Source organism: Halorientalis litorea, assembly GCF_023028225.1.
In the GTDB taxonomy this organism is placed as follows: Archaea; Halobacteriota; Halobacteria; order Halobacteriales; family Haloarculaceae; genus Halorientalis; species Halorientalis litorea.
The window spans coordinates 34574-48016 of sequence record NZ_CP095485.1 but is presented as its reverse complement, the minus strand read 5'-3'; the positions used below and the strand labels follow the sequence as shown (position 1 = coordinate 48016).

12 protein-coding genes are annotated in these 13443 nt (G+C 62.8%); 1 reads left to right on the top strand and 11 read right to left on the bottom strand.

The annotated features are described in order from the left end of the window. Positions 1 to 73 precede the first annotated feature (73 nt). On the top strand, positions 74 to 334 hold the full coding sequence (locus MUG95_RS16335) for a winged helix-turn-helix domain-containing protein (RefSeq protein WP_247010790.1): 261 nt from the start codon (positions 74 to 76) through the stop codon (positions 332 to 334). A gap of 2 nt (positions 335 to 336) precedes the next feature. On the opposite strand, the gene MUG95_RS16330 is transcribed toward MUG95_RS16335, so the two are convergent. The 11 genes from MUG95_RS16330 to MUG95_RS16280 form a co-directional block, all read right to left on the bottom strand. Then, positions 337 to 846 carry a PIN domain-containing protein gene (locus MUG95_RS16330; RefSeq protein WP_247010789.1) on the bottom strand — a complete coding sequence of 170 codons (510 nt, stop codon included), beginning with the start codon at positions 844 to 846 and terminating at the stop codon, positions 337 to 339. Further along, positions 843 to 1433: a DUF7437 domain-containing protein gene (locus tag MUG95_RS16325; RefSeq protein ID WP_247010788.1), complete on the bottom strand. Its 591-nt coding sequence runs from the start codon at positions 1431 to 1433 to the stop codon at positions 843 to 845. Before MUG95_RS16325 ends, MUG95_RS16330 begins: the two co-directional genes overlap by 4 nt. A 49-nt stretch (positions 1434 to 1482) precedes the next feature. Further along, entirely contained in the window at positions 1483 to 1815 is a 333-nt protein-coding gene (locus MUG95_RS16320) for a DUF7558 family protein (RefSeq protein ID WP_247010787.1), read from the bottom strand. Then, entirely contained in the window at positions 1815 to 2105 is a 291-nt protein-coding gene (locus tag MUG95_RS16315) for a DUF8069 family protein (protein WP_247010786.1), read from the bottom strand. The genes MUG95_RS16320 and MUG95_RS16315 overlap by 1 nt, the downstream gene beginning before the upstream one ends. A gap of 73 nt (positions 2106 to 2178) precedes the next feature. Further along, on the bottom strand, positions 2179 to 2724 hold the full coding sequence (locus MUG95_RS16310; RefSeq protein ID WP_247010785.1) for a hypothetical protein: 546 nt from the start codon (positions 2722 to 2724) through the stop codon (positions 2179 to 2181). A gap of 182 nt (positions 2725 to 2906) precedes the next feature. After that, positions 2907 to 3347, bottom strand: coding sequence for a DUF8030 family protein (locus tag MUG95_RS16305; RefSeq protein ID WP_247010784.1), 441 nt, complete (start codon positions 3345 to 3347; stop codon positions 2907 to 2909). Positions 3348 to 3891: 544 nt separating this feature from the next. Next, the gene (locus MUG95_RS16300) at positions 3892 to 5415 is read right to left on the bottom strand and encodes a primase-associated protein (RefSeq protein ID WP_247010783.1); all 1524 of its coding nucleotides are present in this window, start codon (positions 5413 to 5415) and stop codon (positions 3892 to 3894) included. Then, positions 5412 to 6296, bottom strand: coding sequence for a bifunctional DNA primase/polymerase (locus MUG95_RS16295; protein ID WP_247010782.1), 885 nt, complete (start codon positions 6294 to 6296; stop codon positions 5412 to 5414). The genes MUG95_RS16300 and MUG95_RS16295 overlap by 4 nt, the downstream gene beginning before the upstream one ends. Then, on the bottom strand, positions 6293 to 10111 hold the full coding sequence (locus MUG95_RS16290; RefSeq protein ID WP_247010781.1) for an ATP-binding protein: 3819 nt from the start codon (positions 10109 to 10111) through the stop codon (positions 6293 to 6295). The genes MUG95_RS16295 and MUG95_RS16290 overlap by 4 nt, the downstream gene beginning before the upstream one ends. Continuing rightward, on the bottom strand, positions 10104 to 12338 hold the full coding sequence (locus MUG95_RS16285) for a VirB4 family type IV secretion system protein (protein WP_247010780.1): 2235 nt from the start codon (positions 12336 to 12338) through the stop codon (positions 10104 to 10106). The genes MUG95_RS16290 and MUG95_RS16285 overlap by 8 nt, the downstream gene beginning before the upstream one ends. Further along, positions 12322 to 13443 (bottom strand): TraC-like domain-containing protein, encoded by a 1122-nt coding sequence (locus MUG95_RS16280; protein WP_247010779.1) that lies wholly within the window; start codon positions 13441 to 13443, stop codon positions 12322 to 12324. The genes MUG95_RS16285 and MUG95_RS16280 overlap by 17 nt, the downstream gene beginning before the upstream one ends.

Sequence of the window (13443 nt, the reverse complement as noted above, 5' to 3'; positions counted from 1 at the left end):
AACCACAGAAGCGAAGAGCTTTGCTACTTGACTTAGCGCGTTCGGGATAGCGTCGGCGCAACCACAAGCGATTATGCGCTTTGACGCCGACTGGATGTCTCGCGCCGATGACCGCATTCTAGAGCATCTCTCTGAAGCCGGCCCCGACACCCCGAAGGAAATGGCGGATAGCGATCGCGTGCGCTTCTCCCGGCAACACATCAACGCTCGCTGCAAGACGCTGGTCACCTATGGCCTCCTCGTCCACCTCGGCAACGGCGTCTATGATATCACGCGAACGGGAGAGCAGTATCTCGCTGGCGAGATCGACGCTCGTGATCTCGACTCCGAATAGCGTCAGCCGTCTCCGGCGACCAGGTCCTCGATGAACCGGAACCCGTTCACGAACGTCACTGAATCCCCATACCCCTCACTCCCGAGTACGGTTTCAGCCCCCTCCCCAGCCGCAATATCGGTCGTGTAGATGTAGACCTCGGTTGCCGTCCCTGCACTGAGCTCCTGAGCAGCTAGCGCAGCAAGGGAGGGGTCCGCCCGTTCAACCTCGTCAGCAGGGCGGTCGTCGGCGTTCGCGATGTACCGCTGGACGCCGTCCATCACCCGCGAGACGATGGGTTCGGAGAACTCGAGCGGCGCCGCTACCGTCGCCCACCCCTCGTCGATCGCGGTGTCAATCGGCACTTCCTCGATATCAGGGTCGTCGACCGTCAGCTCCTCGTACACCCGTTCGGGAAGGACGAAGGTAACGTTGTTCCGGCGGGCGAATCGTCGCACTGCCTGGTACCGGCTGTTTGAGGGCTTCCCAATCGCGACGAACAGGCCCGTATCTGCGATGTGGAGCCGGCTCACGCGTCGTCGGCATCGTCGATGTCCAGCTCCTCGAGCGACGCGCCAGCTTCCTTGATGTCGTGGTGCTCGTGGACGACGGGCCGCAGCGCCTGCAGAATCATCTCCGCGGCCAGCGGCGAGATGTCGAGATCTTCCGCCATCAGCCGGTGGGTCACCTCGCCGCGCTCGCGGGCAACTGCGTACGTGAGCGCAGTCGCGAGGCCGGCGACACCGTGACGGTCGATGTAGGTGTCGATGTCGGCGTCCGTCTCTCGGCGGCCGACGGCGTCGATGAGCGCCGGCGTGATCGTGTACTCGCGGTCGCCGGCAGCCGTCGTCACGGTCAGGTCGATCTCCCGGGCGGCGTACCGACGGGGTTGCTCGTCGTTGGTGACGTCGACGACGCCGGCGTCGACGAGCCTGTTGACGTAGCTGTAGGCCGTCCCCTGGGCAAGTTCGAGGTCGTCCATCACGTCCTGGACCGTCGCCTCGCCTTCCCGAGCGAGGTACGCGTACAGCTGAGCCAGCTGTGGCTCCTCGAGGAGGTCCGCGACCGAGAGGAAGTCCCGGACGATGTCGCCGTCGGCGTGATTTGAAGTGCGTGACACGGGTCGTTCTCGATTACAGTTTACAGCGAATCAGTAAAGAGTGTTTGGGTCACTCCACCGGCGCCACGAGGTGTTCATCGAGGTCACGCGTCCAGTAGGTCGCGAGCCCGCCCGGGCTACAGCGGGCGCACAGCTGCAACGGGCCTTCGAGGTGCCCGAGTTCCACCCGGAACCGGGTGAGCGCCGCAAGCGTGTCGACGACCAGCCCACAACCATCACAAGTGACGTGATCGCGCTCGTCGGGATCCGGCTCGGTCTGGATGGCACAGTCGACGCAGATCGGGTGGGTGACCCGTTCGTCCTGCCCCCAAGTGTGGGCCTCGCCAGTCTCGGTACCAGGCGGGGCGTCGCAAAACGCACAGCCGACGAGGGTCTGCTGCATCACTTGCCCTCCGTGTCGGCGTCGCGGCCGGTCGTCCAGCCACGATGGAAGACGGCCAGCTGCGTCGTCGAGTCGAACGTGGTGCCGCTCGGTTCGTGAACCAGAACGTGGTCTTCAGGAACCGGAGTGATGACGTCCGCGTCGACGAGGTCGTTGACCAGTCGCTGGGCCGTCGCGTCGTCGATGTCCGCCGTGTCAACCCGGGCGGCGTCACGGTCCTGAGCGAGCAGTTCTTTCTCGAACTGTTCGTAGTCGCGACTCGTGTCGTCGTGCGGATCGGGACCAGGCATGGTGAGTCACGCAGCGCACGCTATTGCGCGCTGCACGCCTCCTGGCGCAGATAAACAGTCAGGGCCGACAGTATCAGTCCGGTCGCGGGTCGCGATAGCCGATGACCGCGACGTCGTCGATGAACAGGACGCCCTTCATGAAGTCAAGCTTGGTCAGACTGTGCTGGTAGAGGTTATGCCGGCCAAGGTAGTTCACCGGCACCACCAGACAACCGAACTCGATTTTCGGCCGGCCGTCCTTCTGGGTGCGGTACCCCTTCTGGAACTTGAGGAGATCGTCGCTGACGTTCTTCCGTTCGCTCTTCTCGACCTCGATGGCGATGCGGGCGTCGGCGTCGTAGAGATCGACGCTGTAGTTGAACCCCTGATGCGACCAGAGCTTGCAGTTCGGGTTGTAGCCGCCGGCGGCGTCCCCTTCGTACTCGTACTGCGAGAGCTCGTCGGCGATCGCGGCATCGAAGCCGCCGACCTCCGTGTGTTTCGTCGAGCCGTCGAAAACGCTTGCTGGGACGGCCTCGACGGCCGTCTGAATCGACGCCAGCGACTCATCCGGAAATGCCTCGGACGAGGTTTGGGTGCGGCGCTCGCTTAGTTTGGTGACCTCCTCGACGACGACCATACTCGCTCTCGAGGAGTAGCGGGCCGATAAAACCCGTCGCGACTGCCGTTCGAGCGGACCGGCCGCCAGGATACACATACTCGAGTATCAGGGCGGTGGGTGGGGGCGAGGGAGTGGACCCACCCTCAACGTTAACCAACAGTGTGTCGGTATCGGTTCGGAATGTTGGTTAAGTCTAGCCGCTACGGCGTTCGGAGCTCTCGAACTGGCTTCACGACGAAGGTATCTGGCTCGCTGGCTGCTTCTTTACCTGACCGCTCCGCCGTCGTTGATGCCGACCGCGTGAGCTGAGTAATGAGCTCGTCGCGAACGGTTCGTCGAGGGACGGTGGTCTCGTGCCAGCCCAGCCGGTCGTCGAAGTGCCGTTTCTGGAACTGCTCGCCGACGTCGTCGGCTGCGACGTACTGCGTCCGCGTCGACCGCCCGACCTGCCGGGAGATGAAGACGGCGCCCACGGTCTCGTGCGTGAGTTCGACGAGAGCACACTCCACGAGCGCTACGACGGACGCGTGATCCCGGTCGGTCGGAACCGTTACCTCGATGTCTTCCCACGGTGCTTGACCGTCGGGGGTAGTTCCTGCCTGATGCGCTGCTCGTGTCTTGCTGCGTCGTTCCGAAGCCATCGTCTATCGGGGGCACGTGATGCGCCCCGCCACCCCCTCGCGGGGGCGACAGACACCACTGACACACACACCCTGTCAACCTATGCGCTAAATCTGATAGATTACTGGATCCAAACTCTGGATGACGGCCCCTCGGCCTGAGAGAGCCGGCGGCCTTCGCACACTGCATATCGCCTCTTTCTTTGGACGAAATCCGCGATATGCAAGACGATATGACGGCCTCAAATCGAAGAAGAACTCCGTCGGGCCGATTTGAGGCAGTAGAAAACACCTCGACGAGTTCGGGAGCGATACTGGAGTCCCAAAATTTGCTCGACGAGGGGGTGATGAAGGTGATTTCGGAGGTATCTAAATTTCACCGGGCCGCTGCTTCACCTGTTCTGTGTCTCTCGAGGCTCCCCGGCTCGGTACTTCGAATCGTGAAACACCCCGATTCCCTCGATTCCGGTTGTGTTAGCCGCTGAAAATTGCTCGACGGGGATTCTGAAAAGACTGGCTTTGGTCTGCAACACGATTCTCGAAAATCTGAGGGGAAGTCTATTATTTAGAATTGCTCAGCGGGGCCGGCGGACTGCTCGTCAACTTGTTCGTACATCTCGTCCGGGAACGGAAGACTGCCCCAGATCGAGTAGGGACATTGGTCCTGGCCGATGCAGTAGCGCTGCATATCGTCGTTATCGCAGTTCATCGGCAACGGGGTGTCTCCGCCGATCGTGTTCGAGAACTCGTAGCGGACTTGGTACTCAGTTTCCTGCTCGTCGTACCACGGCCACCTGGAGAAGACGTCCTTGAGGTCCGCGACGATTTCGTCGAGGCTGCTGTCTTGGTACTGCGGCAGCCACATCACCATCCGCGCGAAGTTGTAGAGATCCTTCCGAACCGGCTTCTTCTCGTGGAGTCGCTCCTCCATATTCGCCAGACAGGGGAGTTGGAAGAGGTCCTCGATTTCCCGCACCTCGATCTGTTCAGCGCCGGTTCCGGCCCGCCCGATTCGATAGGTGTTGACGCGCCCGTCGCGGTCGATGGTGACCGCCGAATGTGACTCGTGGTCGGCCAACGTCTTGGCGAGACTGCTCGGACTCGAGATCCAATCCGTCACGGATGATTCCCAGTCGTCCTCGGCCTCGTACGCCTCGACCGCTCGATAGAGCTCTTTCGCTGTAAGGAACTCCCCTTTCTGGGCGACGTCGTCGGGGGCGTCACTCAGGGCTCGCCGGAGGACGCGGATCGTCCGTTCGCCACGGTCCCAGTTCCGCCAGATCCGCTCGTGATGGCCGGTCTCGAGGAAGCGGTCGATCCGCTCCGTTATCGCAGACTCGTTCGTCGTCAGCCACGTCAGCTGGTCGTCGGAGAGCCCGTCTTCTTGCACCCGCAGGAGCTTTTTGAACGCCCGCTCAGCATAGTCCCGATACTTGCTGTCGAAATTACCGACCGGGACGTACAGCTTGTTGTCTTTCACTCGCGTCAGTATCTCCCCGCCATCGTCACTCCCCGTCGACCCCTGGTTCTCCCGAACGAGACATTTGCGTGACGCTGCGGCCATCGGGATTTCGAGGTAGAGACCCTCCCCGAACTCCGGCATCTCTGTGATGCCCGTACAGACACGACCAGGGTGTGGGCCATCCTCGCCGGGCTCCTTGCTGTACAGCACGTCGGCGATGTCCTGCTGGAGCGCCCCATCACCGCGAGCACGGATGAGGGAGGCGAGATTGTTGACGTACAGCTCCCGGATGTCGTAGAGCACCTGGATGTTCCGGGGCGATGCGTGCTCGAACTTCGGGTGCTCCTTTACACAGATCGCACTCAGCGTTGCAAGCACGGCGAGCGTCCCGGGCTCGTCGACGAACGGCTCCTCAGCGGCGTCGGCACGAACCTGCTCTTTGAACGCCGCCGTCCCGAACCGCTCGAGATCGTTCACGAGGTCCTCGGGCTGGTCCTCGCCCTCGACGACGTATCGGTTGTAGCCACGCGTAAACAGCTGGTTGATGCGGGTCTCACCGTACTCCAGCGGGAGTGCCGCAACTCGATACGCTGCGTCATCGTCGTCGGTGGGCGTACTGGGGCTCATTCGCCGATCACCTCAGGTGTCGCCGACCGCACGTCGAACGCCGGGCTTTCGATGGGTTGGACGATGCTGCACACGTCGGCGTGGAGCGAGTAGGGGAGGCGGGCGACGCGCCGGCGGTCGGCCGTGACGACGGGGTCGATCGGGATGTCGTACGTCTCCAGAAGGAGATCGTTCAACACCTCGCGACTCTGCTCGTCGTACCGGTGACCCGGGTCCGTATCCAGCAGGTAGACGTGGACACCCTGCCCGCTGTACACCACCATCGTCTCCTCGGCATCGAAATCGTCCTCGAAGATGTCCCGTACCTCGAACCCGTACTCGATGGCTTGGTCGACGTCCTCGAAGGCGTACGGATATCCGGTTGGCTCGGCGTCGAGGATGCCGGCGGCGTCGAGGAGTGCCTCGTCGTCCCGGTCGTCGACGTCGTCCGAGACCGTATCCGCGGCTCGTTCCCGAGCGATCTCCTTGGCGTCGATATCGACGAGGAGGACCCACGGCCGCTCCCAGTGGTCGAGCGCGTAGTAGACGGCATCGGGGCGTGGATCTGGTTGCTCCAAGACTTCTGGGTCAGCGAGTGCGAATTCGCTTCGGCCGAGTGGGTCGTTCCGTGCGGGATGGCGAACGAACTCAACGACGTCCTCGAAGCTACTGAACTCCGCCGTCGTTCGATCGCCTGATGGATCCGTTTGCCACGTATCCCGCCGGATGAAGTCCTTGTCCGGCACCTCATCGTTGCGCACCGGATGGGGCTCGCGGAAGGCGACGGCGTACTGCTTCGGGCCCGTCGCCGAGATAAAGTCCGGCAGGTCATCGACATAGCGAGGAAACTCCTCGGCGTAGTAGGCGTAGATCTCCTCACGCGTTGCCTGTCGCCACGTCATGACTCGAGTTCCTCTTTGAGATTTTTGAAGCCCCGAACGGTGGTCAGGCCGTTAGCATCGAGGTCGTCGACGGCGTCTCTGATGTTCGCGAACGACCGCGCCGACCGCCCACTGACACGCTCGTCGATCCTGTCGGCGTCGGCAAGCGCATCAAGCACGTCGATGGCCGTCTCCCGAGTGTTGAACGCCCAAACTGCGTCGCCGTCCACGGCGCTGAGCTTGTCGTAATCCTCGACCGGGGCGTGCCTGTTGTTACTCGCGAGCTCTGCTTCACCAGCCCAGACGAGGTTGCCCTCATCGTCGAACCCGGCTACATCCAGTACCGTTCCATCGTCGTATTCGTAGTACGGCTCCACGCGAACGACGTCGTCCTGCTGCTGGAGCCACAACTCGAGGAGCCGGACGCCAACCTTGTGCGGGGTTTTCTCGCCGAGGTCACCCTCGCCGGGGCCGGCGTTCAGTTCCCTGCCGAGGAGCTCTCGCCCGGCCGGAAGCACGGTGTAGTACTTGCGCCCAGCGGCGGATCCCTCATCCAATAGCTCCTGCTCCGTGAGCCGCTCCAGATGGAGGTCCTCGTAATCGTCTCGCAGCTGGCGCATACTCTTCAAGAGCGTGTACTCGTCGTCCCTGTTCATCACGTCGAGGACTCGGCCCAGGAATCGGACATCGTCGCGACTGAGCCCGCGTTCTCGAAGCTCGTCATCGGGAACGGGAATGCCGCTGTCCTGAACGGGCGTTGATCCGTTCGCCGGTTGCGCTGCTTGGTCGGGAGCTGGGTCACTATCGCTAGCAGCGGGTTCCCCGAACAACGAACTGATCTCCCCGTGGTCTCCACCGGACTCGGTGTCCGTCTCGGGCTGAGTCGTCGATGTCGACCCGTTCTTGGTCGTCGCTTGGCTGATGAACGCGGACTGGGTCGGGTCGCTCCCCGTCTCTCCATCAACCGATGAGCCCGTCGTGTCGGCTCCTGAACTTCCCCAGCCCGCCTCCTCCGGGGCAGGGCTCGTTTCAGTCGTCGCTGTCAGCCCGTACTGGGCCTGTGTCCGCTCGACCATCCGTGGCCGGGACACGGACTCGAAATGGTCTTCCTGCGGCTCTGTGAGCGGCTGGTCGCTTTCTGGATGCCCCGGCGCGATGGGGAGCGGCTTCAGCGAGAACGGCGGTGGGCCAGTTTCCCCGAACGAGGGGCTCGGGAGCTGGGCGATCCACTCACCGCTCGGGAGCGTGTTGATTCGGTTGCGAAGTTCGGTCGGACTGAGGTCCTCGTGGGCGAGCGACTCCGCGAGATCGCGTTCAATCGAGATGTTGCCGATGAGCTTCGTCTTGATGTTGTTCAGCACCTCGTCGTAGGCCCGTTCGTTCCGATTCCGCACCTGCTCGGGGAACTGCATCACGAGCCCCATACTCAGGCCGAACGACCGGCCCTGCGGCAGTAGCTGCTCGGAGACGAGCTTTGTCGACGCGACCGGCGCCGCCTCCTCGATGATGAGGTTCGTGAGCTTCTCGTAGTCGGTCTGACCGTCGCGACGGCGCACCTGCACGGCGTCCCAGAGGTTGCTCAACAGCAGGAGTGTGATCGCTCGCTGTGCCTCCGGCCGAAGGTCGCCGAGGTCGAAGATGATGGTCGCGTCTTCATCGAGGAACTCGCGGAAGTCGAACCGGTTGTCGACGTACTCGCCGGCGTCATTCTGCTCGGGGACGTGGCTGAAGATCCGCCGGAGATGCGCGTCCTCTTTGAGCTTGTCGAGGCGGTTCCCGACGGCGTCCATCGACACCTGGAACTGGTGGTTGTCCTTCGCGAAGTGACGCGTCAGCGATTCCTCGATGTTCTGGTTGTCCGCCGAGACCGGGGGAATCGTCTGGTCGCGCTGCATCCGGAGCGCGGCGGCGAAGAGGTCGTCCAGCCCGAAGACGTCGTTCCCGTACTCCTCGTCGAACAGCGCCTTGATCAGGTAGCTGAGGATCTCGTTCGCGACGAACGCCTGGCCGTACTGCTCGCGGCCCATAATCATCCGGAGGATGTCGTGGAAGTGGTCGACCTTGTCCTGAATCGCGTCCTCTCGGTTGCGACCCGCTTCGAGTGCGGGCCGGATGTCGAAGAAGGAGAACGCGGGGATGGTCTCCGGGACGCGGAAGTGGTAGACGTCGTCGAGGCCACTGAACCGCTCGTAGTGGCAGCGCAGGTAGTTCTCACACATCCCGTCGCCCTTCGGGTCGACGAGCACGACAGGGCCACCCGTCGTCTCGCGGAGCGAGAGCGCGTCGTTGATGATGGCCTTCGACTTCCCGCCACCAGTCGAGGCGAACCGCCCGTAATGCGTTGGCAACAGGTCCGGCGGGATCCGGATGGGGTCTGGTCGCGGCTCCCCGTTATCGTCGAGGGCGTACCCGATCTCCATCCCGTCCTGGAACTGCTGAATCAGGTCGGGATTCGGCCACGGGAGCGGATTGCGGCTCTGCTGTTCGGCCCGAGTCCCCCGTGTTCCCTCAACGGTCAACTGTTCGGAGGAGGGGACAAGGACGAAGTTCGCGAGCTCCGTCCCACAGAGGACCAGCTCGGGGCGGGTCTTCCCCCGTCCCGTCGTCAACTCTCGGTTGAGAAGACGCTGGAGCGCCGCCCCTGCGTTCTTCTCCTTCGTTTTCTCACGAAAACCACTCTCCCGGAGCCGTTGTCCCTCCACCTCGTAGAACGGCCCATCGAGCGTATCGAACACCGGGAGGAGCGAATCCATGCGAGCATCGAGATCCTCGCGAGAGCCATCAGCAGGCACGCCGACGGCGCGAATGTTCGCCGTGAACGACCGTTTGGCGTTCTTCGCGTCGATGTACTCGATCCGTTTCTCGACGGATTCACTGAGTTGTCGTTCGTCCTGGTCGCTCCGGTGGTCCTCGACCTCGAGGAACGACCCGACGACCTCCTGGAAGAACGTGTCTCGGCCGTCGACGAGGTCCTCTTTCCGCACTTCCGCGTCGGACTGCCAGCTGCTGCGTCGTTGGAAGACGACTTGGAACGCGGTCGGGGCTGTCGCCTCCATCAGGTGGTCGATCAGCGTCGCGAGCGCGGCACCGGGTTGGTCGACCGAGGAGATATTCCCGTCTGACTCGTCCGCTGTGAACGGCGTCAGCGACGTCATCCAATCCTGCTTCCGAGACGCGGACCCACACCACTGGACACCGAGCGGGGAGACGGTGTCCTCGGTTGGCCGTGCCAGGATCGTCCCCCTCGTCGTCATCGTCGGCTTCTCGATCGATGGCTGCTGCTCATCCTCAGGAAGCGTCTCGGGGGAGGCAAGTTCGAGAACGGAGTCGCCGATGACAACGTGATGGTCGGGAATTGTGGCGGATACCGTGCCGCCGTCGACGACCGGGTCCGTATCGGCTGCGTCGGCGTCAGCGGGCTCTTCGTCGACGTGCTCGTACTGCTCCCCTGGACCAAACTCGTACTGAAGCCAGCCCGCTTCGTAATGCTCGACGAACTCCTCCGGTGTCAACTCGACCGGCTGAATGAGACGGTCGGCGACATCGATGTCGACGCGTTCGATATCGAACGTTGACGGGTAGATCGAGCGGAGGCGTTTCTCGAGGGTATCGAGGTGAGCATCGGCGCCGTAGAAGAATTCAACCGGCTCATCCGGTCCATCACTGATCGCGAGAAATTCGAACCGAGGTGGTGTCTCACTGTTGAGCGGGTTCAGCTTTGCTCCGAGGCCTGACGACCCCGGCGTAGTCAGTTTGTGGAGGCTGTCGAGGACGCGGGGGATGCTTTCGGCATCGAGCTGCTCGGAGGTCGGGGTGACGCGCAGGTAGTCAGCCATCGTCGGTTCCCTCCGTTGACCCGCCGTCTGGCTCGGCTGCGACGGCGTCGGATTCATCCTCGGTGGTGTTCGTTTCGCTCGTTCCGTTCGTTACTTGCTCTTCTAGGTCCGCTTGGAATTCCTCCATCTCGCTATCGACAGCGCTGTCGCCGGCGCCGGGGAGCGAGGAGCGGACCTGGGCAGTCGGGTCGAAGTCGATGACCTGTTTCTCCTTGGGCATCGCTTTGACCTGGATGCCGCGCCACTCGCCGTCGACGCCGACCAGTGCCTCGGAGAAGCCAGCGTCCTCGTTGCCGGGCACCGCATCCTGGACGAACCGCATCTGTGCGTAGTTCAGACCGAACTCGTCGGCCCAGTCTTCGTCCATCCCGTCGAGGCGGTGGAATTGCTTGACGGCACACTGATCGAGGATCGCTTCGGATTCGGCGTGCTCGAAGAACTCGTCGACCGTCTGGGTGACCAGCCGGATCGAGAGGTCGTGGTGACGGTGGTGCCGGAAGACAGTCTCTAGGAACGCCAGACTGGCGGCGTCCTGCATGATATAGCGGGCCTCGTCGATGTAGAACACGACCTCCTTGTCCGAGACCTTCGCTCGCTCGTACACAAGCGAGATGAGGAGCTGCATCGTCAGTGCCGTGCTGCTGTCCACGCTCCCCTCCTGCTGGGCGAGATCGAGATAGATGACCTTCTCGTCCCGGATGTCGAAGTCTGATTCTTGGCCGAGATTCGCGTGGCGACCGTCGTCCTCGAAGGGGCGGAGCTGATCGAGCAGCCACGTTGCGTCCTCCTTGATCTTCCCGGCTTCCTCGTCGGACCGCACGACGAACTCCTCGGGGTCGTCGACCATATCCTCGAATACGTCCATCATGTCGCGGATGGTCGGGCTCGGATTGCTGTGCGTGGAGATGTCGTCAGTAATGTCCTGGCGCTTGTAGGCACGCTTGAGCCCGAGTTCGAGCGTCGTCCGCCGGTCGCCCAGCGAGATACCGCGGAGGGCGAAGAAGTTCGTGAGGAAGCTCATCGCGTCGTCGAGCTTCTCGTTGAACGGGCTCGCGTCCTCACCCATCGCCCGCTGGACGTGCTCCGGGGTCTCCCGGATCTCCAGCGGATTCAGCCCGAGCGTCCCGCCGACCGTGATTCGTTTGGCATCGAGGGCTTCCGAGACTCCGGCCCAGTTGTTCAGCGGTTCGAGGATGATGCCGATGCGGTCCTTGCTCTGTTCGATGGATCGGATAAAGTTCTGCTTGGAACTGAACGACTTCCCCGAGCCCGTGTCGCCGACGGTGAACATCGCGTACCCGTTGTCCCGAGCAAACGGGTCGATGACCACCGGACTCTGGTTGTCCTTGTGAATCCCGAACTCGACGCCACCCTCCTCGAGGATCGTCGCGTTGTGCGGCGAGGAGAGCAACGCACCGACGGCGCCGCCGAGTGCGATTGACGTACGGCCGAACTCGTTGTCGCCGATGGGCGCGGCTGACTGTAGGGCGAGGTCCTGCCGACAGATTGCGGTCTTCGGCGTGAGATTCGCCGGGTCGTCACGAAGCGCACTCTTGACCTTCTGGACGGCGTCTCTGAGGTCGTCCTTCTCGTCGGCCCGAACGGTGATGAACATCCCCTGGTCGAAGACGCTCGCGCCGTTCTCGACAGCTGTGTACGTCGCTGCGGCCTCGTTGGCCCGCTCCTGAAGGTAGGCACTCCGGACGCTCTGTTCGAGGTCGGCATCCACCTGAAGATCGTCAGCGATGTCCTGTAGTTCGTTCCGGGCCCGCTCCTGATTCTTTGGCGTGATGTGGGCCGTCAGGTCGAACTGCACGTCGGTCATCTCGAAGAGATCGCTGAGGTAGCCGTCGTTGGGGTAGTCCGGGTAGTCGGCGATGTACAGCGTCGTCGTCCACTGCTCGCCGACTCGGGCGGCTCGCGTTTCCCACTCGGCGGCAGCCGGCGCGGTCACCGTCTTGTGAGACTCAGCGATGTCGTCAAGGAGCTGGCGTTCGGCCTCGCCCTGTTCGAGTGTCTCCTCGTCGAGAACATCCGAGAACTCGACTTCTTCCGTGTCGTCTTCGGTGTACCAGTCCCAGAGGAGTTTTCCCCCGATACCGAGCAGGACGACGATGAGGAGATAGAGCGCCGCACCCTCCGTAGAGGTCGGACTGGAGAGCCATCTGACGAGCTGGCTGCCCACGCCGCCCCCTGCTTGAAGGACCGCGCTACGCATCGAACGCATCCTCCCGGCGCGACTGGCCGATGATCGGTTGTTCGCGAACGACACGCTCTGCCTCGTCGTAGTCGTGTTCCCGACCGTTCCAGAAGTCCATATTCAACACGAAGAGTTCGACCGTGCTGAGCCGCCGAGCGGACCAGCCCGACGCCTGCTGGATGAACTCCGACCGCACGTCGTTGACTCGGCTGTCCAGCTTCTCGAACATCTGAGCGCGACGTTCGACGTCAGTGAGGTCCTCGCGACGGGTGACGAACGGGTTGAACAGGAAGCCGATGACGGGGAACTGCGTCAGCTTCTCGGCGGGTGTGCCCTCGTCGCGGAAGCGGTCGTAGACCTCCAACGGGCTGACCTGGACGCCGATGTAGTATCGCACCTGCTGGATGCCGCGCTCCCGCATCTCCTTCGGTCGGGTCTCCCGGTACTCCTCGAGGAGTTCCTTGAAGATCGGGTTCTCCGTGACGTCCTCGTCGTTGAGGCGGTCTTCGATGTTCTCCGTAATCTGTTCGACCGGGAACGAGCGGGTCGTCGCGTGGAGTTTGAGCTTCGAGTCCAGCTCTTTGTTGGCGAAGTCCTCGCCAGCGTCTTGGAGCTGGGCCCAGTCGTCGGACATCGCGAAGTCCATGTTGTCGGGGTCGATCTCGATGAACGCCTCCATCGTCCCGTCGTCCCGCTGAATGGCTCCTGCGCCCGGCCACGCCCGCTCGATGTTCGTGAGGTCCTGCGTTCGCTCGTCCGGCTTGAAGGGCGTGTAGTTCGCTAGGCCGCCCTCGTTGCGCTCTGTTTCGTTGGTGGTCCCGTCGGCGTCTTCGGGAGCACTGAATGTAATCTGCGGCCGCTTGACGTACCGATAGACGTCCTTGGTCCACGTCCACGCATTCAGGTGATCGGGAGAGACGTAGACGATGGCGACGCCAAAGCCGAAGCCGCCGGCGACGAACGGAAGCGCAAGCGATTCGATGCCCGTGAGGCCGGCGATGAACAGGCCGACGATCGGGAAGGCGATCAGGACGCCCACGTCACCCTCCTCGATATTGAGGTAGGGGATACGACTCTCCTCGCCGAACTGGTCCATGATGCGCCGTGCGGCTGCGTCTTTGTCTATCGACAT